The sequence below is a fragment of the Caballeronia sp. LZ032 genome (assembly GCF_031451315.1).
In the GTDB taxonomy this organism is placed as follows: Bacteria; Pseudomonadota; Gammaproteobacteria; order Burkholderiales; family Burkholderiaceae; genus Caballeronia.
The window spans coordinates 460,644-482,101 of record NZ_JARUXP010000004.1 but is presented as its reverse complement, the minus strand read 5'-3'; the positions used below and the strand labels follow the sequence as shown (position 1 = coordinate 482,101).

24 protein-coding genes are annotated in these 21,458 nt (G+C 65.8%); 8 read left to right on the top strand and 16 right to left on the bottom strand.

The window, feature by feature from the left end; all coding sequences use genetic code 11:
* Positions 1-100 precede the first annotated feature (100 nt).
* Entirely contained in the window at positions 101-784 is a 684-nt protein-coding gene (locus QCE69_RS29985; protein WP_309925963.1) for a Fe2+-dependent dioxygenase, read from the top strand.
* A gap of 122 nt (positions 785-906) precedes the next feature.
* Positions 907-1,242, top strand: coding sequence for a host attachment protein (locus QCE69_RS29980; RefSeq protein WP_309925961.1), 336 nt, complete (start codon positions 907-909; stop codon positions 1,240-1,242).
* A gap of 19 nt (positions 1,243-1,261) precedes the next feature.
* Here QCE69_RS29980 and QCE69_RS29975 read toward each other — a convergent pair whose 3' ends face one another.
* Positions 1,262-2,650 carry an FAD-binding oxidoreductase gene (locus QCE69_RS29975; RefSeq protein WP_309934566.1) on the bottom strand — a complete coding sequence of 463 codons (1,389 nt, stop codon included), beginning with the start codon at positions 2,648-2,650 and terminating at the stop codon, positions 1,262-1,264.
* A 382-nt stretch (positions 2,651-3,032) separates the two neighbouring features.
* Positions 3,033-7,886: an NAD-glutamate dehydrogenase gene (locus tag QCE69_RS29970; protein ID WP_309934565.1), complete on the bottom strand. Its 4,854-nt coding sequence runs from the start codon at positions 7,884-7,886 to the stop codon at positions 3,033-3,035.
* Between the two features lie 223 nt (positions 7,887-8,109).
* Between QCE69_RS29970 and QCE69_RS29965 the strand changes: the two genes are divergently transcribed.
* A complete protein-coding gene (locus QCE69_RS29965; protein ID WP_309925958.1) occupies positions 8,110-8,538 on the top strand; it encodes a cupin domain-containing protein in 429 nt (142 codons plus the stop codon).
* Here QCE69_RS29965 and QCE69_RS29960 read toward each other — a convergent pair.
* Both QCE69_RS29960 and QCE69_RS29955 read right to left on the bottom strand, forming a co-directional pair.
* Positions 8,532-9,026: an LEA type 2 family protein gene (locus QCE69_RS29960; RefSeq protein ID WP_309925955.1), complete on the bottom strand. Its 495-nt coding sequence runs from the start codon at positions 9,024-9,026 to the stop codon at positions 8,532-8,534. The genes QCE69_RS29965 and QCE69_RS29960 overlap by 7 nt on opposite strands.
* 23 nt (positions 9,027-9,049) lie before the next feature.
* Positions 9,050-9,577 (bottom strand): metal-dependent hydrolase, encoded by a 528-nt coding sequence (locus QCE69_RS29955; RefSeq protein WP_309934563.1) that lies wholly within the window; start codon positions 9,575-9,577, stop codon positions 9,050-9,052.
* Positions 9,578-9,836: 259 nt separating this feature from the next.
* Here QCE69_RS29955 and QCE69_RS29950 point away from each other — a divergent pair, with 259 nt between their 5' ends.
* The gene (locus QCE69_RS29950; protein ID WP_309925954.1) at positions 9,837-10,343 is read left to right on the top strand and encodes a M48 family metallopeptidase; all 507 of its coding nucleotides are present in this window, start codon (positions 9,837-9,839) and stop codon (positions 10,341-10,343) included.
* A gap of 16 nt (positions 10,344-10,359) precedes the next feature.
* Here QCE69_RS29950 and QCE69_RS29945 read toward each other — a convergent pair whose 3' ends face one another.
* The 9 genes from QCE69_RS29945 to QCE69_RS29905 form a co-directional block, all read right to left on the bottom strand.
* The gene (locus QCE69_RS29945; RefSeq protein WP_309934562.1) at positions 10,360-11,058 is read right to left on the bottom strand and encodes a 4'-phosphopantetheinyl transferase superfamily protein; all 699 of its coding nucleotides are present in this window, start codon (positions 11,056-11,058) and stop codon (positions 10,360-10,362) included.
* A gap of 4 nt (positions 11,059-11,062) precedes the next feature.
* Complete coding sequence (locus tag QCE69_RS29940; protein WP_309925950.1) at positions 11,063-11,449, bottom strand: tautomerase family protein; 387 nt, start codon at positions 11,447-11,449, stop codon at positions 11,063-11,065.
* 29 nt (positions 11,450-11,478) lie between these two features.
* Positions 11,479-12,297 (bottom strand): nitrile hydratase accessory protein, encoded by an 819-nt coding sequence (locus tag QCE69_RS29935; RefSeq protein ID WP_309934560.1) that lies wholly within the window; start codon positions 12,295-12,297, stop codon positions 11,479-11,481.
* Positions 12,290-12,967 carry a nitrile hydratase subunit beta gene (nthB, locus tag QCE69_RS29930; RefSeq protein ID WP_309925947.1) on the bottom strand — a complete coding sequence of 226 codons (678 nt, stop codon included), beginning with the start codon at positions 12,965-12,967 and terminating at the stop codon, positions 12,290-12,292. Before nthB ends, QCE69_RS29935 begins: the two co-directional genes overlap by 8 nt.
* Positions 12,964-13,608: a nitrile hydratase subunit alpha gene (nthA, locus tag QCE69_RS29925; RefSeq protein ID WP_309934558.1), complete on the bottom strand. Its 645-nt coding sequence runs from the start codon at positions 13,606-13,608 to the stop codon at positions 12,964-12,966. The genes nthB and nthA overlap by 4 nt, the downstream gene beginning before the upstream one ends.
* 77 nt (positions 13,609-13,685) lie before the next feature.
* Positions 13,686-14,567: a GNAT family N-acetyltransferase gene (locus QCE69_RS29920; RefSeq protein ID WP_309935411.1), complete on the bottom strand. Its 882-nt coding sequence runs from the start codon at positions 14,565-14,567 to the stop codon at positions 13,686-13,688.
* A gap of 133 nt (positions 14,568-14,700) precedes the next feature.
* Entirely contained in the window at positions 14,701-14,940 is a 240-nt protein-coding gene (locus tag QCE69_RS29915) for a hypothetical protein (RefSeq protein ID WP_309819688.1), read from the bottom strand.
* Positions 14,941-15,303: 363 nt separating this feature from the next.
* The gene (locus QCE69_RS29910) at positions 15,304-16,086 is read right to left on the bottom strand and encodes an alpha/beta hydrolase (RefSeq protein ID WP_309934557.1); all 783 of its coding nucleotides are present in this window, start codon (positions 16,084-16,086) and stop codon (positions 15,304-15,306) included.
* Positions 16,083-17,117, bottom strand: coding sequence for a M14 family zinc carboxypeptidase (locus QCE69_RS29905; RefSeq protein ID WP_309934555.1), 1,035 nt, complete (start codon positions 17,115-17,117; stop codon positions 16,083-16,085). Before QCE69_RS29905 ends, QCE69_RS29910 begins: the two co-directional genes overlap by 4 nt.
* 309 nt (positions 17,118-17,426) lie before the next feature.
* Between QCE69_RS29905 and QCE69_RS29900 the strand changes: the two genes are divergently transcribed.
* Positions 17,427-17,678 (top strand): DUF4148 domain-containing protein, encoded by a 252-nt coding sequence (locus QCE69_RS29900; protein ID WP_309925939.1) that lies wholly within the window; start codon positions 17,427-17,429, stop codon positions 17,676-17,678.
* An 18-nt stretch (positions 17,679-17,696) separates the two neighbouring features.
* Here the strand turns inward: QCE69_RS29900 and QCE69_RS29895 are convergent, their stop codons facing one another.
* The 3 genes from QCE69_RS29895 to QCE69_RS29885 all read right to left on the bottom strand — a co-directional run bounded on the left by QCE69_RS29895 (position 17,697) and on the right by QCE69_RS29885 (position 19,360).
* On the bottom strand, positions 17,697-18,089 hold the full coding sequence (locus QCE69_RS29895; protein WP_309934554.1) for a nucleotide pyrophosphohydrolase: 393 nt from the start codon (positions 18,087-18,089) through the stop codon (positions 17,697-17,699).
* Positions 18,090-18,114: 25 nt separating this feature from the next.
* Positions 18,115-19,098: a 2-dehydropantoate 2-reductase gene (locus QCE69_RS29890; RefSeq protein ID WP_309819678.1), complete on the bottom strand. Its 984-nt coding sequence runs from the start codon at positions 19,096-19,098 to the stop codon at positions 18,115-18,117.
* Between the two features lie 73 nt (positions 19,099-19,171).
* Positions 19,172-19,360, bottom strand: a complete 189-nt coding sequence (locus QCE69_RS29885) for a DUF2970 domain-containing protein (protein WP_309839291.1) — start codon at positions 19,358-19,360, stop codon at positions 19,172-19,174.
* Positions 19,361-19,653: 293 nt separating this feature from the next.
* Here QCE69_RS29885 and QCE69_RS29880 point away from each other — a divergent pair, with 293 nt between their 5' ends.
* The 3 genes from QCE69_RS29880 (at position 19,654) to QCE69_RS29870 (ending at position 21,453) form a co-directional block, all read left to right on the top strand.
* Entirely contained in the window at positions 19,654-20,088 is a 435-nt protein-coding gene (locus tag QCE69_RS29880; RefSeq protein ID WP_309925933.1) for an Hsp20/alpha crystallin family protein, read from the top strand.
* Positions 20,089-20,101: 13 nt separating this feature from the next.
* Entirely contained in the window at positions 20,102-20,542 is a 441-nt protein-coding gene (locus QCE69_RS29875; RefSeq protein WP_309934553.1) for an Hsp20/alpha crystallin family protein, read from the top strand.
* 131 nt (positions 20,543-20,673) lie between these two features.
* Complete coding sequence (locus tag QCE69_RS29870) at positions 20,674-21,453, top strand: ABC transporter substrate-binding protein (RefSeq protein ID WP_309819672.1); 780 nt, start codon at positions 20,674-20,676, stop codon at positions 21,451-21,453.
* Positions 21,454-21,458: the final 5 nt, after the last annotated feature.

Sequence of the window (21,458 nt, the reverse complement as noted above, 5' to 3'; positions counted from 1 at the left end):
CGGGGGCCCCCGTTCCCTCCCCACTTTCAACTACGTTTCCGGGTGTGCCGGGGGGGGGGGGGCCCCCCCGCCGGGGGCGCGCGCCACGTCCCATGGAACCATGATCCTCTCGATACCGAACGTCCTCAGTCCCGCCGATGCCGCCGCCATGCGCGCCCGCCTCGAAGCCAGCGACGCCTGGGTCGACGGCCGCGCCACCGCGGGTTATCAGGGCGCGCCGGTCAAGCGCAACATGCAGATCGCCGAAGGTTCGCCGATCGCACTGGAACTCGGCGATGCGATCGTCGGCGCGCTGGAGCGGCATCCGCTCTTCATCAGCGCCGTGCTGCCGAACCGCGTGTATCCGCCGCTGTTCAACCGTTATGAAGGCGGCATGCACTTCGGCAGTCACGTCGATGGCGCGATCCGCATCGTGCCGGGCCACGGCGCGCGCGTGCGCACGGATGTCTCGGTCACGCTGTTCCTCACGCCGCCCGACGAATATGACGGCGGCGAACTGATCATCGAAGATACCTTTGGCGTGCAGGAAGTGAAGCTGCCCGCCGGCCACGCGCTCGTCTATCCGGCGACGAGCCTGCATCAGGTGCGTCCGGTGACGCGCGGCGCGCGCGTGTCGAGTTTCTTCTGGGCGCAGAGCCTCGTGCGCGACGACGGACAACGCGCATTGCTGTTCGATCTCGACAACGCCATCCAGCGCCTCAACGCCACCGACGGCGACGAAGCCGCGAAGCGCACGCTGGTCGGCTGCTATCACAACCTGCTGCGCATGTGGAGCGACACCTAGGCACAAGATGCATGTCGCGTGCTGCGCCGCAAAAGCGAATCTCCGCACGAAGGAAGCCATCGCGGAAAGATCGGGCGCACAATGGCGAGAGCCCGCGTGGACGGGCGAACAGGAGGAGCGCCATGACCGCCATCACGTGGGTTCTCGCGGCCGACGGCAAGCGTGCGAGAGTCTTCGAGACGCACGGATTGACGCTGGATCTGAGGCAGGTCGAGGACCTCAGGAATCCGTCGGCAAGCGTGACGGACGACGACGGCGCAGCGTTCGCGCGCAAGGTCGCCGCCTTTCTTGAAGACAGCCGCCGGCAGCACAGGTTCGACCGGCTGCGACTTGCCGTGGAACCGCGATTTCTGAACGTGCTGCGCGCGCACCTGAGCGCCGACACACGCACACTCGTCTACGAAGACACCACTGACGACGCCTCACACGACCTGCGCCACGGCCTGGGCCGGCGTTGAATGCCGGCCCGTCACCTCCTCACGCCGCCGGCACGATGTTCTGATTGCTGCGGAACACGTTCTCCGGATCGTAACGCTGCTTCACTCGCGCGAGCTTCTCGTAGTTGGGTCCATACGCCGCCTTCACCCGATCGCCTTCATCGCCCGTCAGAAAGTTGACATACACGCTGCCCAACGCGTGCGGCGTCAGCGCGGCGAACATGTCGCGCGCCCAAGCCGTGCATCTGGCATCATCGGCGGCGTCTTCCCAGCGGCCGTGAATGTTGATCGTATAGATCGAATCGCGATTCGCGTACGCAGTGGCATCGACGGGCACGCGGTTCGTCTCGCCGCCCATCGCGCCGACGAAGATCTCGCATTGCGGCGAAGGCAGCGATTTCACCGCGTTGGTGAGGATGTCGAAGGTCGCGTCCGTCAGACCGGCAAAGTTATGCGACTTCCAGTAGTTGCGCGAGCCCGGCGTCAGCAGCGGATCGAAGGCTTTCTGCCATGCTGCAAAGGGCATCGGTCCGAGATGCTCGCCATAGGGCGTGGCGAAGCCGCGCGCGGGCGCCAGCACACGCTCGCCGTTTTCAACCGGGCCGACATAGCAACTCGCCAATACGATCACCGGCTTGCCGTGCGCTTCCGCGGGCAGGAACGGCAGCGGCGGCGCGAGACGCATGACGGCCCAGACGCTCAGCTCGTCGGGACTTTGCGCGACGAACTCGCGATACTTCGGCAGGACGTCGGCGGCTTGTTCGAGCGGATACACCACCAGCCCGCCATAGATCTCCGGCCCGACTTCATGCAGCCGAAATTCGAACAGCGTGACCACGCCGAAATTGCCGCCGCCGCCGCGCAAGGCCCAGAAGAGTTCGGGATCGGCATGCTCGTCCACGCGACGCCATTCGCCGTCCGCCGTGACGATCTCCGCCGCCACCAGATTGTCCACCGTGACGCCGAACTTGCGGCTGATCCAGCCAAAGCCGCCGCCGAGCGTGAGACCGGCGATGCCGGTGGTCGAGTTGATGCCGAGCGGCGTCGCGAGTCCGAACGCCTGCGCTTCGTGATCGAAATCGGAGAGCAAGGCGCCGGGCTCCACGTACGCGCGCCGCGCCTGCGGATCGATGCGCACCGACCTGAGCGCGGAGAGATCGATCATCACGGCATCGTCGCTGACGGCGCTGCCCGCGATGTTGTGCGAGCCGCCGCGGATCGACACGAGCATGCCGTTGCCGCGCGCGAACGCCAGCGCCGCCTTCACGTCGGCCACGCCCGCGCAGCGCACGATGAGCGCGGGCCGCCTGTCGATGGTGGCATTCCAGACCTTGCGTGCTTCGTCGTAATCGGCATCGGCGGGTGCGATCACCCTGCCGCGCACCGATGCCTTGAGAGCGTCGATCACTTCGCCCGATAACTTGATCATGTAAGACCTCGCTGCAAATGACGCGCTGCGACGTGCCCGACCCTGCCCGCTGGAACGGCGAAAGCGCAAGGATCCTGCGATCGGTTCGCGTGTGGCGTAACGATTGAATTCACACCGGGATGACCGCGAGGACGGATAGAGAAAGACATGCCGGACGGCTTCGTCCGCTCATTGATTAAATGCCGTGACTTACCGAATGTAAAGCGTGCGGCGAGTGTATTCGCGCATGCGACCTAGCATGGATCCGACAAAGTGGACGCATCAGGCATGAATCGAATTCAATGCTTCACGAATTTCTTCGGATCACTGATGTCATGAAGTACACATGAAAAAAACGGGCGCTTGCGAGGCGCCCGCTTTTTCATCACACGGCGAAGAAGGTCTACGCGCGTTCGAGCACCGCCATCTCGCGCACCACGACCAGCAGCATCGAAAGACTCGCGCCGCCGCTCGCGCGCAGTTCGGTCAGCAGGCGCGTGTAGCGGTCGAGCGCCTGCTCGCGCTTCGCTCGCCAGGTCTCGACGATCACATCCGCCGCATCGATACCGCGCGACTGTTCGAGCGCGCTCACCGTCAGCGCGCGCTTCAGGCGCGCCAGTTCCTCCAGCGCGGCTGCACGCGCGAGCAAGTCCCAGTGCGTCGCGACGGGCAAGGCCATCGCACGCTCCGCAATGCCGCGATAATCGAGCAGCGTGCCGATGCCGAAATACACGCTCGCCACCAGTTCGAGACTGCGTTGCGTGCAGGCCGCCACTTCGGCGCTGTCGAGCACGGCCGTGGCAATCTCGCCGCTCGCGACCCGCGCCGCCAGCGTGCTCTCGACGCCCGCATCCTCCAGGTCGCGCCGGCGCGCATACCACGCGTCGAGCTGCGTCGCGGGCAGCAGCGCGGGCAGTTGCGGCGCCAGCCGCTGCGCCGCTTCACGGCAGCGCGCCAGCACGCCGCGCGCTTCATGCGCATCCGCACCGCTGTGCTTCAGATGACGCAGGAACCACAGCGACGTATCGTCGAGCAGCCGCACGACCTCGACGAACATGCGCGCCTGCACTTCATCGGCGACGATGTTGTCCAGCCCGTCGATGCTGCGCCACAGGTCGTCGAGATCGAAGACATCGCGCGACATGAGCGCCGCCCGCACGATGTCGCTCGGCTGCGCATCGGTCTCTTCCATCAGGCGATGCACAAAGGTGCAGCCCACGCGATTGACGAGCGCATTGGTCAGGTGCGTCGCAAGAATCTCGCGCTTGAGCGGGTGGCGCTGCATCGTGTCGCTGTAGCGCTGCTGCAGCGGCTTCGGGAAATACTCCGGCACCATGTCCGCGACGAGCGCATCCTCCGGTACGTCCGATTCGAGCAGTTCGTCGTACAGCCACATCTTGCCGTATGCAAGCAGCACCGCACGCTCGGGCGACGTCAGCCCGGACTTCGCCGCCGCGCGCTCGGCGATCTCGTCGTCGGAGGGCAGGAACTCGATGCGGCGCTTCAGGCGCCCGGCGCGCTCCAGGAAGCGCATCATGCGCGCCTCGGCATCGAGCGTCTCGGCTTCATAGCGCTTCGCGATCGACAGCGCCTGCGTCTGCGCGTAGTTGTCCTTCAGCACGAGCAGGCCGACTTCGTCGGTCATCTCGGCGAGCAGCGCGTTGCGCTGCTTCTCGGTCATCTCGCCATCCGCGACCACGAGGCCCAGCAGGATCTTGATGTTGACCTCGTGATCCGAGCAATCGACGCCCGCGGAATTGTCGATGGCATCCGTATTGATGCGGCCGCCGCGCTGCGCGAACTCGATGCGCCCCAGTTGCGTGAGACCGAGATTGCCGCCCTCCGCGACCACCTTCACGCGCAGCTCCGCGCCGTTCACGCGCACGGCGTCATTGGTGCGGTCGCCGACTTGCAGATGCGTTTCCGCCGTCGCCTTCACATAGGTGCCCACACCTCCGTTGTAGAGCAGATCGGCTTCGGCCAGCAGGATCGCGCGGATCAGCTCGTTCGGCGCGAGCACCGACGCGCTGATACCGAGCGCCGCCTGCACCTGCGGCGACACCGGTATCGACTTCGCCGTGCGCGGATACACGCCGCCGCCCGTCGAGATCAGCGAGGCGTCGTAGTCGGCCCAGCTGGAACGCGGCAATGCAAAGAGACGCGCGCGTTCTTCGAAGCTCTTTGCGGTGTCGGGCGTCGGATCGAGAAAGATGTGGCGATGATCGAACGCCGCGATCAGCCGGATGTGACGCGACAGCAGCATGCCGTTGCCGAACACGTCGCCGGACATGTCGCCAATGCCGACCACCGTGAAATCCGTGGTCTGGGTATCGAAGTTCATCTCGCGGAAATGGCGCTTCACGGATTCCCACGCGCCGCGCGCCGTGATGCCCATCTTCTTGTGGTCATAGCCGACCGAGCCGCCGGAGGCAAACGCATCGTCGAGCCAGAAACCGTATTCGTGTGCGATCGCGTTCGCGTAATCGGAGAAGGTGGCCGTGCCCTTGTCGGCCGCGACCACGAGATAGGGATCGTCCGGATCGTGGCGCACCACGTCCGGCGGCGGCACGATGCCGTCCGGCGTGCGGTTGTCGGTGACGTCGAGCAGGCCGCGCAGGAACATCTGATAGCACGCGACGCCTTCGCTGAGATACGCCTCGCGATCCGTCACCGGCGGCGGATTCTTCACGACGAAGCCGCCCTTCGATCCCACCGGCACGATCACCGTGTTCTTCACCATCTGCGCCTTCATGAGGCCGAGCACTTCGGTGCGAAAATCCTCGCGCCGGTCCGACCAGCGCAGGCCGCCGCGCGCCACGCGTCCGCCGCGCAGATGCACGCCCTCGACACGCGGCGCGTAGACCCAGATTTCAAACATCGGTTTCGGTTCGGGCAACCCCGGCACTTTCGACGGATCCAGCTTGAACGACACATAAGGCCGCGGCTGGCCGTGTGCATCGCGATGAAAGTGATTGGTGCGCACCGTCGCGCAGATCACGCCGAGGAACTGCCGCAGGATGCGGTCTTCATCGAGATTGGGCACCTTGTCGAGCGCCGCTTCGATGTCGGCGAGCACGCGCTCGGCGGCGGCGTCGCGCGCCTCGCCGCCGCCGCCATGCGCCGGATCGAAACGCACCATGAACAGTTGCAGCAGCTTCTTCGCGATCAGCGGATTGCCGATCAGCGCGCGCTCGATATAGGCATCGCTGAACGTCGAGCCCACCTGGCGCAGATACTTCGCATAGGCGCGCATGATGGTCACGTCGCGCGAGCCGAACTCCGCGCGCAGCACGAGGCGGTTGTAATCGTCGTTCTCGATCTCGCCCGACCACACGCTCGCGAACGCGTTCTCGAACAGCGGCTTCACGCGATCGATGTCGAATTCCACGTCGTCCTGCAACTCCAGGCCGAAGTCGTGAATCCATGCGTTCGGCGCGCCGGTCGGCTCGATCAGGTACGGGCGCTCTTCATCCACGCGCACGCCGAGATGTTCGAGCATCGGCAGGCTGTGCGACAGCGCAATCGGCTCGCCCACGCGATACACCTTGAAGCGGAACGCGCGCTTGCCGGCCTCGATCGGCCGGTACAGGCTCATGGAGAGACCGCCGGCGCTCGTATGCGTCGCCTCGATCATTTCGATGTCGCGCACCGCCGTACGCGCCGGATAGTCCTCGCGATAACCCGCCGGGAATGAATCCGCGTAACGCTGCAACAGGCGGTTGCCGGCTTCCTCGCCATGACTGTCGATGAGCGCATCGGCGAGATCGTCCTGCCAGCGCCGCGCTACCTGCACCACACGCGTTTCGAGTTCGCGCGTATCGACTTCGGGCATGGTGCCGCGATCCGCCCGCACCACGATATGAATGCGCGCCAGCGGCGACTCCGACAACAGCGGCGTGAACTCGATGCTGCGGCCGTTGAAGGCCTCCATCAGCACGCGGCTGATGCGGCGGCGCAGGTCGGTATTGAATTTGTCGCGCGGCACGAACACGAGGCACGACACGAAGCGGTCGAAGCGGTCGCGCCGCACGAACAGCCGCGTGCGCTGATGTTCCTGCAAGCGCAGCACGCCGAGCGCGATGTCGAAGAGCACGTCTTCGTCGGCCTGGAACAGTTCGTCGCGCGGGTACTGTTCCAGGACCGTGATGAGCGACTTCGCCAGATGCCCTTTCTCGAGGAAGCCCGCGCGCCGCACGATGTTCGCGCACTTGCGCCGCACGATCGGGATCTCGTAGGTGGGCACCAGATACGCGGTGGACGTGTACAGGCCGAGAAAGCGCCGCTCGCCGATCACCTTGCCCTCCGGCGATACGCGCTTCACGCCGACATAGTCCAGATAGCCCGGCCGATGCACCGTCGCGCGCGAATTGGCCTTGGTCAGAAAGATGGGCGCCGCGCCTTCGATGATCGCGGCTGCGCCCGGCGGCAGCGGCGTCAGGTCGCCTGCCGCCGGCGCGCGCAAGGTTTCGCGCAAGAGGCCCAGCCCGGAGCCGGACACGCCGCGCAACGCGAAGCCGCCTTCGTGCTCCACCAGATCGTAGTCACGGCAGCCGAGGAACGTGAAGTGATCGCCCGCCATCCATTCGAGGAACGCACGGGATTCGATGCCGTCCGGACTCGTGTCGCGGGTCTTGAGTTCGGTGATCGCGGCGCGGGCGGTGTCGAGCAGCTTCGGCCAGTCTTCCACCGACGCGCGCACGTCGCCCAGCACGCGCGCAATGTTGTCGCGCACTTCGTCGAGGCGGGCGCCATCGCCGCAGCGGTCCACTTCGAAATGAATGAACGATTCGAGCTCGGACTGGCCGTCGCCGGCCTCGCTGTGGCCCTGCGCAACGCGCTCGATCTCGCCCTTCGCGCCGCGCCAGACGCGGAACACCGGGTGGATCACGGAATGCAGCGCAAGCCCCAGCCGGTTGAGTTCCATGCTCACGGAATCGACGAGGAACGGCATGTCGTCGTTGACGATCTCGACCACCGTATGATCCGAGTGCCAGCCGTGCTGCTCCAGGTTCGGGTTATAGACCCGCAGCACTTCGCGCCCGTGGACGAACTTCTGCGCCGTCTGGACGTGCGCCATGGCGGCGCCGTAGAGATCGGCGACATCGCGGCTCGCGATGTCCTCGACATCGACCTGCTCGTAATAGTGGCGAAGCAACGGCTCGATGATCCGCCAGGTCTGCTCCGGCAACCGTCCTCGTGCGAATTCGAGGAGATCGTTGATGAGTTGTTCGACCCGCGCTTCGTTCCTGACCAGCATGGTGTCCTCCCGAGGGTGTCGGTTGCGATGCCGCTATGGTCTGCTCTCACGTCATCGAGATTATGCGCCGCGCCGCGTGTTTGCCTGCCGCCGGGCATGTGCGCCTGCACAAAGTCCGTGCCCTTCTACGGTAGACGCCGCGCATGACCTTTGCGCGACACGCGCTTTCGACCTATCGTCGATGAGAAGATTCGCAGCGCAGTCCGGACACGGAGGAATCGCCATGCAGGACACCACGGAAGTTGCCGCGCAGCAGACGGTCGTCACCGTGCGGCCTCAGGAAAAGCTCGCGACAGTGCAACACCTGCCGTATTTCATCGGCCTCTCGGCGGCGACGGCCGGCACGCGCGGACTCGCGATGCATCTCGTCGTCGTGCCGCCGGGCGGGCGCGGCGAGCCGCACGTTCACATCGGCTACGAAACCGGCATCTATATTCTGGAAGGACGCATCGAGACACGCTACGGAGCGGGGCTGGCGCAATCGATGATCAACGAGCCGGGCGACTTCGTCTTCATTCCGCCCGGCGTGCCGCATCAGCCGGTCAATCTGAGCGACACCGAGCCTGCGCGCGCGGTGATCGCCCGCAACGACGCGAATGAAGCGGATCGCGTCGTGCCTTACGATCCCGACGAAGCTCGAGCGTCTCAGTAGCCGGACGCGCCGTTCATCGGCAGGTCGACGTAACCGGTATCGGCAAAGCGCGCGCCGCCGAGCAGGCCGCCCGCGAGCTTGCCGCGTACCGCATACGAGACCTTGTTCGGGACGTCGCCGGTGGCGAAGCCGAGCGCCTGCCGCGCCACCGAGAACGCCGACACCGTCACCGGCACGGCCACCACCGTCTCGCCAAAACGCGGCACCACGCCGCGCTGGTCGCTGACGCCCGTGGCGAACGGACGGCCGTTGAGGTCGAGATCGAGCGCGACGCCGTCGAAGTCGAGCGGCTCGTTGTTCGGATTCTGCACGCGCAGTTTCACGGTAAAGCGCATCTCGAGGCCCTGTCCTTCGAGCGGCTCGATGCCCGCCACCGTCACGCGCATGGCGTCGCGATTGAAGAAGCCCGCGCAGCCATGCAGCGCGAACAGCGCGGCCAGGCCGGCGAGGAAGAGAAGGAAGCGGCTGCGCGGGTGATTCGCTTGCATGGGATCGGGGCTCCTCGCTTGGGTCATGCTGCGGGCCGCAGCACGTTCAGCAGCATGCGGCTACACGCATGATGAAACCAGACATCGTCGACGACGAACAGCGCGGCAACCCACGCCGCGCCCACGACGATCAGATCGCAGTGCCCGCTCGTCCACAGATTGAGCGAGTGGCGCGGGCCGACCCACGGCACGCCGAGCGGATTGGGCCAGTCCGCCAGCAGATGCATGAGGCCGCCGCACGCGAAGCCGAACGCCACGGGCGCCGCCGGATGCCGCCCGAGTTCGTGCCAGGACAGCGCGAGCAGCGCCGCCCAGCCCAGGCCCCAATGCGTCAGCGTGCGATGCGTGATCCAGAGCCTGCGGGCGCGTGTCCACCACGCGACTTCGAGCCAGTCCGGCGCGGTAGCGCCGGCCACCCCGGCGAGCAGCGCGAGCACCGCGGGAATCATGCCCGCGCCCGCGGAGGCAGGTCCGTGCGCAGCCGACACGAGCGTCGCCGCGATGATGCCCGCAGCCCATCCGGTTGCATGATGAGCCTTGTTCGACGCCATGGAAAAACCTGCCTTGATCGCTTGCCTGGGGAGCGCGCATGTTCGCATGCGCATTGCACCCGGCGCCGGGCTGAAACATAAACTTACGCAAATGCGTACGCGGAAACACGCCGCGCCGCCGCTGCAATGGGCGAGTCCGCGCGGCGTTGACTAGAATGGTTGTCAGAATGCTGCGCCCTTCCCGCTGCGGACGCCCCTGGCGCGTCCCACGCCCGCCTGCGCAAGCAGGCTTTGAGAGATTCTTCAGAACACCGCCGTCATGCAACACCTGAAATACCTGAGCGCTTACCCGAACACGCTTCAGGACAAGGTGCGCCGACTGATCGCCCAGCAGCAACTGGGCACCTATCTCGACGCACGCTATCCGAACCGGCACGCCGTGCAGTCCGATCGCGCGCTGTATGCGTATTGCTCGGACCTGAAGCAGGAATTCCTGCGCGTGGCACCCGCCATCGACAAGGTCATCTACGACAGCAAGCTCGACGTCCTGCGTCACGCGCTTGGACTGCACACGGCCATTTCCCGTGTACAGGGCGCGCGGCTCAAGGCGAAGAAGGAGATTCGCATCGCCTCGCTGTTCCGCGACACGGCGCCTGAGTTCCTGCGCATGATCGTCGTGCATGAGCTCGCACATCTGAAGGAAAGCGATCACAACAAGGCGTTCTATCGGCTGTGTGAGCTGATGCAGCCGGGCTACCATCAGATCGAATTCGACCTGCGCCTGTATCTCACGCACAGAGACCTGCTGCGCGCGAAAGTCGCGTGAGCCTCGCTGCGCCGCATCAAACCTGCCACGCGAGGGCGGCGGCATAGCCGGAAGGCGCGTCCAGCGCGATGGCCGCGAACCCCTCCGCTTCCGGCGACACCGCATGGCGCAAGCCCTCGCGCGGCAAGACCGAGAAGCCTTTCAGCCCGATCCAACCGCCGCCGATACCGACACCGTGCGCCTTCAGCACGGCTTCCTTCGCGGTCCAGCAGTCGAAGAACGCGCTCTGGCGCGCGGCTTCGGGCAGCGCCTCGATGGCCTGCCGGTCGCGCTCCGCCAGCACGGCAGGCGCCAGTTCACGCCAGCCGAAGCCGGCGCGCGCCGCCTCGATATCCACCCCGACGCGTCTTGCCCGCGACACGCCAATCAGCCCGTACGATCCCGAATGCGAGACGTTGAAGTCCGGCGCATCCGGTTCGTCGAGCAGCGGGCGGCCGTTCTCGCCGGCGTCGAGTTTCAGACGCGCCGGATCGCCGCCGGTCAGCGTCGCCAGCACCTGACGCAGCGCCGCACGCATGACGCTGAAGCGCGCCGCATCCTCGGGACGCAGATAGCGCGCCGCGCGCGCGCGTTCGCTTGCATCCAGCGCGGCGCAGGCGGGATCGTCGGGCGCGATGGTCAACGGGATCGGAACGCGCCAGACGCGGATGTCGGCAGGCACGTCGGCCGGCAACGCGAGCGGTTCCAGATCGAAAGATGCGGTGGTGATGGTCACGCGGTCACGTGGGCGCGTATTGCGCCTCGCCGTTGCCGAAAGACCAGTTCTCCTTTTTCACCTCGACGAGACTGATGAACACATCCTCGCGACGCAGCTTCAGGCGCTCATGCAAGCCATCGGCGACGGCCTTGTAGAACGCGCGCTTCTTCGGCGCATCGCGGCCTTCGTTCAGCGTGACCTGGATCACCACGCAATCGTCGCTGCGGGGAATACCCAGATAAGTGCGATCCACGATGAAGTCCGGCGCGTCGCGCTCTGCGATGATCTGGAAGCGATCGTTCTCGGGCACGTCGAGGGTGGCGCGCATCGCGTCATACACCACGTCGCCGATGGCCGTGCGGTAGGCGCTGTCTTTTCCCTTCAGCAAATCGATGCGGACGAGCGGCATGTCGAATTCTCCGGTTGGATGATGAGGGCTCAGCGATGCCCCGGATGCAACAGCAAGTGCGGCGGGTTCCCGCGATCCACCATGACGACGGCGTGCTGCTCGAATTCGGTCAGCAGGGCATCGGCGGTGGATTGGGTCGCGCCGAGCACCAGCAGACTGTCTTCGGCGATCCAGACCTGCAACGGGTCGATACCCGCGCCGGACAATGCACGCAGTCCCCATTGCGCGATCCGTGCAGCCAGCGCGCGTTGCCGCGTCGCGTTGGCTTCCGGCGGCAGCTTATGGCCGAATGGATTGCATGCCGTCACGAACACCGCGGTGTCGGCTTCCTGTGCTTCGAGCAACGCGATCAGCGCCGGATTGCTCACGCCGATCTTCATCTCGATCGCCGGCGTTCCGTCGATCCGGTAGATTGCCGCGCGATAGGCATCGAGCGTGGCGGCGGGCAGCGCGCGCAGCACATGCTGCTTCGACGCATTCGCGACGTCCAGCACGATGGGCTGTCCATGCGGCGTGGCGCGCGCGGCTTCGTCCCACTCGTGGCGGCGCTGCGCGAGCGTCTCCTGGCTGACGCAGCCCTTCGCGGTGCTCAAGCCTTCCAGCGCGCTCAGCCAGTGCACATAGTAGGTGTCGCCGTGATCGGGATCGCCGGCAGCCTGCGCCGCGCGGATCGCCTCGCTCAATGCGTGCGCCCATTCCTGCCACGTGAACACCCCGCGCTCGTGCAACGCGAGCGTCATCGCAAAAGCCTGCGCTTCCCAGGGCGCGCGGAATACCGGGCCGTCGTCGTTGAAGGGCAACGCGGGTAAAGCGGTGCGGAGTTCGTGGAACTGTTGCGGGTCATTCATGCGCGGCATCGAGTAGATAAGACTCCCAGCAATCCACGCACACCGACGACGCGCTCGTGTCCGCGCCCCACAGCTCGGCGGCGTCGAAACGCACCGTGTAGAGCCATTGCGGATGCTCGCCGTGGCCGAGCGCGTTTTCATCGGGAAAGACGTGCGTGCCACGCACTGCGACGACCTGTCCGGACTTGCCGCGGCAATAGCGCGGCAGACGCGTGTGCGTGGGTGGATTCATCAGCTTCGTGCGCACGGTATCGCCGACGGCGAAGCGCGCCGGTCCGAGCGCCGGCCGATCCACGGGCGCACCTCGCAGCAAGGCTGCGCTGACGTCGGCAGCCCGCAGCATGCGCACGTTGGACGCGGGCGCGGCCTGCGAATAGCCGGCCTCGATTTCCGCGGCACTCGCGAGGCCCTTCGCGAGCAGCAGCTTCTTCAAGCCCTCGAACCAGATTTCGTAGTAGCTGCTGCCGAGGTATTGCGCGGGCGGCAGGCTTTCGCGCGCGGCCCGCGAGGTGTCGATGTTCCACTGGCCCGTCGCGCCCATCGCAAGCGTCACGGCCAGTACGCGCCGCTCCCATTCCGCATGGAAGGGCGACGCGCCCGGTGCATCGCAAGGATCGTTCTCGACGGGCCCGAAGCCCTGCATGCCGCCCATGTCATGCGCCGCGTTCATGCCGCCACCTCGCTCGCTGCCGATGGGCTCAACGCGAGACCCGTGCCGATCATCGAATCGCGTGTGACGAGTGCGGCGAGCGCGTCTTCGTCGAGATGATCGGTGCCGGGCGGGCGCATCGGCAGGACGAGATAGCGGACCTCGGCCGTCGAATCCCATACGCGCACTTCGACTTCATCCGGCAAGCGGACACCGAAGTCCTGCAACACGCCGCGCGGATCGATGACAGCCCGCGACCGATACGGCGCCGACTTGTACCACACCGGCGGCAAGCCGAGCACCGACCACGGATAGCACGAACACAACGTGCAGACGACCATGTTGTGAGCCTGCGCGGTGTTTTCGAGTGCAACCATGTGTTCGCCCTGGCGTCCGGTGAAGCCGAGCGAAGCGATGGCCGCGGTGGCGTCATCGAGCAGCCACGCGCGAAACTGCGGATCGCTCCATGCCCGGGCCACGACGCGCGCGCCATTGCGTGGTCCGACCTTGTGCTCGTAGGTCTGGATGAAAATGTCGAGGGCTTGCGGATCGATATAGCCTTTCTCGACCAGCAGCGATTCGAGCGCCTTCACGCGCAGGTCCATCTCAGGCAGCGGGCTGCCGGTGTGGTCGTGGTCGTGATGAGGGTGATCGTGGCTCATGAGCGGTCTCGCGAGTGACACAGACGCATCACGTTACCGGAGTGCGCGAAGGCGTGCAAACATCGGGCACGCGCGTATCAGCCCAATTCGAAGGTGGTCACGCCGAATACTCGCGCGAGAGGCACATCCGGCACGCCGCGCGTGTACATGCGCGCCGTTTCGAACACGCTCGTCATGCCATGTCCGACGGCAAGCGCAACCGCCGCGGGATTGCTCTCAGGGACGTCGAGGAACACGGTTTCACCCGCGACTTCCGCGACGAGCGCGCGATACAGCGCCTGCGCGGCGGGTGAATCGTCGGCGAAGAGCGGACCGATCTTGTAGCCGCGCATGCAGCGGCGGATCACGCCGAAACCGCGCATCGTATCGCCGGTCAGCGCCACGCGTGCGGATGCATGCGGCAGCGTCAGCCAGTCACGCAGAAACGCTGCGCGCCGGCAGGCGAACAGGGTGGCGTCGTAGTCGAGCAAGGTGGAGAAGGGAACGGCTGCCGCGTCGACGAGAGTGAGCGTCGCAGGAACCGGCTCGACGCTGGCCCGCGCCACGCCTTCATAGCGCACGTTACGCCCGGCAAGCACGAACCCCGATGCACGATAGTTCGCTTGCTGTGCGAGCACGCCGTCGAGCCCGATATTGCGCGCGCCGAGATACGCCATGCCCTCGTTCCACAGGCGCAATCCGAAGCCCCTGCCGCGCCATCCGGGACGGACGATGTACAGCCCGATGAAGCCGAACCTCTCGTCATACGCGACAGCCGCGATGCAGCCGATCGGTCCGCCATCCCATGTGCCGATGAAAAACCCGTGCGGGTCGGCGGCAAGGAAGGCGCGGGCATCGTCGAGACCGGGGTTCCAGCCTTCCGCGGCGGCCCAGTCGAGCGCGATCTGCACCTCGGGCGGCGTCATGCGGCGGACCGTGAAGCGTGCGTCTTCGGGACTGGCGTGCGACGGAGCTTCCATGAAGGACATGCGAACCTCATAGAGCTGAAGGAACTTCAGTGTCGCGCGTTTCTGATGTGGAGAAAAGATGCGGGAAAAACGGCGGACTGCGGAGGATGTGTCGAAAGAACGGGACGATGGCGCGCCGTCCCGTTCAGGAATACCCGTGTCGCCGCTCGCTGCGGCTAAAACTCTGGCGCGAACGCCAGTCTTCGGAACGAAGGACATGTTCGCCGTCCTCGCGCGCCTGCTCTTCCGAATCGAAGCCTTCGTCGCTGTAAGCGACGACCTTCATGCCACCGCCCGCCGTGCGTTCGATGGTAATGCCCCAGTGCCACCCGCCTTCCTGATGGAAGACGTGCAGCGTCGGGTTCGACGTTGTGGTCAGTTCCATGTGCGGCTCCTTCCCCGCGATGTCCGCAAGGCCCGCCTGCTGCCTTCGACGCTCGCCCTTGCTTGCCGGCGGCCGGCTTGTCAACGTTCAATCCGCTGCCGAAAGTGAACACAGCCTTACAGACGGCCGTACGGACGGCCCCTGCCGCCTCGTTAAACAGCATACGCAATGCGATGCTGCGGCGCAACACGAAGTTTCCCTAGGTCGGGTGGACGTCGCGCAGACGCCGCCTGACGGAGAGCCTGCTGGCGATTGCACGGTAGCGCATTGCCTGTGTCTCCGCATTGACCGTCCGATGGCGCTTTTTGGAAATCGCCCGGCGTGATGGGCTGATGAGGTCGTTACTACCCGCTTCTGACGCGCTTAGCCGCCCTTCGCCCGTGCTTCCGGCGCGGCGAGCCACGCCACGATGGCGCGACAGGCCCAATTGGCGTCATCGTGCGGCAGGTCGTGGCCTGCCCACGGATGCACGGCATGCGCCGCGCCCCAGTGCATGGCAGCGCGCACTGAACAGACGGGATTGACCAGCCGGTCCCGCGCCGACGACAACATCAACACCTTCCCCGCCGGCATCTGTTTCTCCGCGCGAAACCGTGCCGCCGCGAGCAGCTGCCGCAACGCATTGCCCGCGCTGGCGCCGTGCGTGCGCCGCAACGCCGCCCAGTGCGCGATATCCGCGTCCGCGCCGGCCTGCCGTTGACAAGTCAGCCGATGAATCGACCCTTCGCAGCGTGCAGGCCGCCGCCAGTTCGCCGCGATGCGCAGCAGCACCGGCCATGCCGACGGCCGGAGCCGTTCGTGCATTTGGGCGAACGGCCGCATGCTCGTATTGATCAGCACCAGCCGTTCGATATCGCCCGGATGCCGTTGCGCCCACGCGGTCGCCACCATCGCGCCGAGCGACATCCCGATCACCCGGCACGGCATGCGCACGCCGAGCGCCGTGGCACGGGCGCGGACGAATTCCATCATCGCCTCGACCGAGAGCGGCGCCGGGCGTCCCTGCTCCACGCCATTGCCCGGCAAATCGATACAGACGATGTCTTGAACGCCCTCCGCCAGCCCGTGCGCCACCAGCGCCGCCTCGAAGCCGCCCCAGTGGCGCGCTTCACGCGTGAGGCCGCGCAGCAGGATCCATTGGCTCATCGAAGGCCCGAGCGTTGCCAGTGCTCCTGCGCGCGCCGCAGCAGTTCGTCGCGCGGCGCGCCGCCCGGCAGCCAGCGTTGCGACGAATACGCGGCGCGCGTCAGGAAATCGAAGAAGTTCGGATGACGCCGCAGCACCCGCCGCGTGCGATGCGCCTTGATCGGATTGAAAATGCCGAGCCGCGAGAACAGCTGCATCGGATTCTTGCGGATCCAGCGCCAGGAGCCGAGTTCGAGCGTCATCGGCAGGAAAATGTCGGGCGGGCGCGAGCGATCGTAGGCGAAGTCCCACAGGTCGCCATGCAGCAGGTACTGATGGCTCTGCGGTTCGAACGCATAGCCGTGATGCGGGTACGACTCCTCGAACATCCGCTTGAGCAGGAACATTTCGGGCAGATGCGCCATCTGCCGCTCGGTGCGCGCATACGGAAACCAGATGCTGTCGTCCCAGCCGAAGCCCGAATGGCAGTCGAGCGCGAAGCTCAGCGGCCGCGACATCAGCTCTTCCTCTACCACGCCGAGCAGCGCGGCGCTTTCGGCCTCCATGTGACCGTCGACGGGACCGCGATACCACGGCAGCCACGGCCCGATGCGCTGCCCGCCCGCGAGAAACGGCACCCGTCCCTCGGCGCTTTGCGGTGCGTTGCGCATCAGATCGACGCCGTTCGGGTTCGCCCGCGTGCGCGCGAACATGCCGCCGGGATTGACGATCGGCATGAAGATCAGACGGATCGCGCGCAATTGCTGTTGCAGCGTGTCGTCCCATTCGAGGCGCGTCAGCAAGGCGCGCATGTATTCGAGCACGAGCTGCGTGCCGATGCATTCGAGCCCATGCACGCCGCCGAAGAAGCCGATGGCGGGCGCGCCTGGATTGCTGGAACCGATGGATGCGGTCAACAGCGGAAACACCCGTCCGCGCGAGTGCACTTCGCAGCGCGTGCGCCATTCGAAGTGCGCGCCGCCTGCGACGCGAAGCGCGTCGAGTTCGTCCATCTCGGGAAAACTGCTCGTGACGACACTGCTTGCGTTCATGACGACGGCCCGCGGTCCTGTATCTGTTCTGTGTTGCGTTTTTTGAATCAGACTGTGGTTCCGTGCTTCGGTGCCTTGCGCTGGCACGATGCTGACCATGCATTGACCGTGCGCTGACGTTGCACCGGCAAGGCCACTGCGCTCCACCCGGAAGCCCCGAGTATAGGCGGATGACCGGCAGACAATATGTCTGTGCGACGACTTGCTTCTGGTGCGTGACATCAGGACCGTCACTGCACGAAGGCGCTGCGTCACCTAGAATCGAATCACTGCCTTATGTCCGCCGTCCCGGCGCGCGAGGTCATCGTCATGACACATCCATCCCGCCTGATCCTGTCCGCGCTCGCGCTGTGCTGCGCGACATCCGTATTCGCCCAGACCGCCGCGCAGCCCGGCGATCCCAACGCGCCCAAGACCCGCGCGCAGGTCCGCCAGGAGTTCCTGATGTGGCGCGCCGCCGGCTATGACCCGGACGACTGGCTCAACTATCCCGACAACGCCATCGCGGCAAGCCGCATCGTTGCGCAGCAGCAGGCGCAGAGGAACACCACGCAACATTGAACGAAGCGAAGCAGGCGCTCAGTCTTCCTGGTCGGGGTAATCGGTGTATTTGCGCGCGTCGCCTTTGACGCGCTCCGCCGGATACTTCTCGCGGTTGAGCGCCATCTTCTCGACCAGCGCGCGATACAGATCGACATCGAGCGCATCGGCAAGCATCACGAGATAGGCGAGCACGTCGGCCATCTCGTGGCGGATCGCGCGCAGCTTCGCTTCGTCGAGTTCGCTCCTGTCGCCGCTCGCCAACCATGTGAACGGTTCGAGGAGTTCGCTCGCCTCCACCGAGAGCGCCGCCGCCAGATTCTTCGGCGAATGAAAGCGGCTCCAGTCGCGCTCGCGGACGAACTCGCGCAGCAGGTCGCGCATCTCCGCGAGTTCGCCGCGCTTTTCGTCCTGCCGGTTACCGGGCTCCATGCCGCCCTCCGACGCTGTTCCGCGCTCACGCATCCGGATAGAGCCCCAGCGTGCGCGCATGCAGCCGCGCCAGTCCGAGCAGCGCATCGGTGAAGGGCGTCGGCACGCCCGTCATGGCGCCGAGTTCGCGCACGGAGGCCACCAGCGCGTCGAGTTCCACCGCCTTGCCCGCCTGCACGTCCTGCAGCATCGAGGTGCGCATCGCGCCGAGCCTGCGCGTGACGGCGTGACGGTCTTCGGGCGCCTGCTCGATCGGAATGCCGAAGCGCGCGCCGATCTCCTTCGCCTCCAGCATGACTCCGGTGACGAAGCCGCGCACCAGATCGTCGGCGAGGATGCGGTCCGTGGTGGCGCCGGTGATCGCGCTGATGGGATTCATTGTCATGTTGCCCCACAGCTTGAACCAGACATCGCGCTGGATCAGCGGCGAGAGCGTGGCGTCGAAGCCCGCCTTGGCGAACAGCGAGACGAGCGCCTCGGTGCGCGCGGCCGGTCCGCCCGCCACTTCGCCGATGATCAGTCCACGCCCGTGATGATGGCGGATGACGCCCGGCGTCTCGACGTAACAGCTCGCATGGACCACGCAGCCGACCGTTTGCGCAGCCGGGATTGCGGCGCCGATGCTGCCGTGCGGATCCACCGACGACAGTTGCTTGCCGGTGAAGGGCGCGGGCAGCCCGTCGCAGAACCACCAGGGCACGCCGTTCATCGCGGTCAGGACGATCGTGTCGGGTCCGATGAGCGGCGCGATGTGCGCGGCGACCGATTCCATCGCCGGGGCCTTGACGGCCACGATGACCAGGTCCTGCACGCCGAGGTCCGCCGGGTCGGCGCTCGCCGCGACCTTCACGGTATGGGTCGCGTCCTGTTCGACGAGCCGCAGCCCGTCCTGCCGCAGCGCCTCGAGCGTCGCGCCGCGCGCGACCACGCTGACGTCGCAGCCCGCCTGCGCGAGCTTGACGCCGAGCCAGCCGCCGATGGCGCCCGCGCCGTAGATGCCTGTTTTCATGGTGCTGATTCCTCTCTTCGCTGGCTATCGATCGTTCGCCATTGTAAGAGCGGAACCCGGCGCCGCTGCACATTCAATGCGCGATGCCCGTCGCGAGCCGGGCCACGATCAGCAGCGTGGCGCCGAACGCGCCCGCCAGCGCGACGGCGATGAACGGCAGCAGCGACACCTTGACCTGCGCGAAATCGGCGTTGTGCGACGCGCGCCTGCGCACGCCGAAAAAGCTCCACAGCACGATGCGGATCATCTTCAAGAGGTTCACGAGCGGCTCCTTCAGGGGACATGCGTCGTTCATGTCCCGATGATGAGCGTTGCCGCCCGCAAAAAACAGCAGCAGTTGCGGCGTTTCGAGCGGTAGCAGAAGGCTGCGCTCTAGGGGCTCGCGCCGCTGTTTCAAGAGACGCGCGGCAAAAATATAGTCTGCTTGAAGCCCTGTTGGAGGGTATTGAAACGATAGCCTGCGCACCTACCTTGGATCCAGAGGCGGCGAACCGACACGCTGCCGTTTCAACTTCCTGCTGCCGGCCGCATGGCCGCAACCCTGGAGACTGGACCATGAGTGACTTTTATTTTGGCGGCGACCTGTTCTCGGAACTGGATCGCGTGCAACGGCAGGTGTCCTCGCTGTTCGGCAACGTGCCTTCGAGCATTCGTTCGAGCCGCGCCGACAGCTTTCCGCAACTGAACATCGGCAGCACCGACGAGGCCATCCAGATCGTCGCGTTCGCGCCAGGCGTCGAGCCTGCATCGCTCGATGTCACCGTCGACAAGGGCACGCTCACCATCAGCGGCGAACGGCGCGCGCCGGCAGCCACCGAAGGCTCGCGCACTTATGCGAAAGAACGCTTCAAGGGCAGCTTCCGCCGCGTGATCGAACTGCCGCAGAACGCGGACAGCGACAAGGTCGAAGCGCGCTATGAGAACGGCACGCTGTTCATCACCATCGGCAAGCGCGAGGCCTCGAAGCCGCGCGCCATCACCATTCAGTAAGAGGGAGCCCATCATGATCGATACCCCGCAAAGCGCAACGCAAGCAACGCCGCAAGCCACGCCGCAAGCCACGCCGCAAACCGCCGCCCGCGTCGCACCGCAGACCGTGGACGCCGTGCGCCGCGCCACCGTGACGCCCGCCGTCGACATCATCGAGGACAGCCAGGGCATTACCGTCTATGCCGACCTGCCCGGCGTGCCGCGCGACAAGCTCGATGTGAAGGTTCATGACGCGCGCCTCACCATCGAAGCCGAAGCGGACTTGCCGGTGCAAGGCGCGGTCCGTGCGCATCACACCGAACTGCGCGCGCCGCGTTTCGTCCGCGCGTTCACGGTGAGCGACGACTTCGACACCACGAAGATCGACGCCAATCTCAGCCATGGCGTGCTGAAGCTCACCATTCCGCGCCGTGAACAGGCGCGTCCGCGTCGCGTCGAAGTGCGCGCAAGCTGAAACACCGGCAAGCCGGGCAAGAACGGCCGCAATCTTCGCGGCCGTTTTCGCGTCTGGAAGCGACTCTCTATAATCGTCCCTGGGGGCGCCCGCCGCCCAAGTTCAATCACTCAAGAAAACAAGGGACTATCGTGAAGAGGCTGTTGACGGTGTTGTTGGGTTCGATGCTGACGGTATCGATCGGCGCGCATGCGAAGGAATGGTCGACGATCCGCTTTGGCGTCGACGCAAGCTATCCGCCTTTCGAATCGAAAGCGCCGGACGGCTCGCTGGTCGGCTTCGATATCGATGTCGGCAATGAACTGTGCCGCCGCCTCAACGCGAAGTGCGTGTGGGTGGAAAACGCCTTCGACGGCATGATCCCCGGCCTCAAGGCCCGCAAGTTCGACGGCGTCCTGTCCACCATGTCGATGACGCCCGCGCGCGTCAAGCAGATCGCCTTCTCGAGCAAGCTCTTTCACGTGCCCACGCGCCTCGTGGCGAAGCGCGCCTCGTCCATTCAGCCGACCGCCGAAGCGCTCGCGGGCAAGACCGTCGGCGTCGAGCAGGGTTCGATGCAGGAAACCTATGCGAAGGTCCACTGGGGCGCGCAGGGCGTGAAGGTGGTGTCGTATGCCGATCAGGACCAGGTCTACCAGGATCTGCTGGCCGGCCGTATCGACGCCTCGCTGCAGAACGCCGTGCAGGCCGAGCGCGGCTTCCTCGATACGCCGCGCGGCAAGCCCTATGGCTTCGCGGGCGGCGCGCTGGAAGACAGCGCGATCTTCGGGCCCGGCACGGCCATCGGCCTGCGCAAGGAAGACACCGATCTGAAGGAAAAACTCGACGGCGCCATCGCCGCGATGATCAAGGACGGCACGTACAAGCGCATCGAGCAGAAGTATTTCGACTTCGACATCTACGGCGAGTAATCATC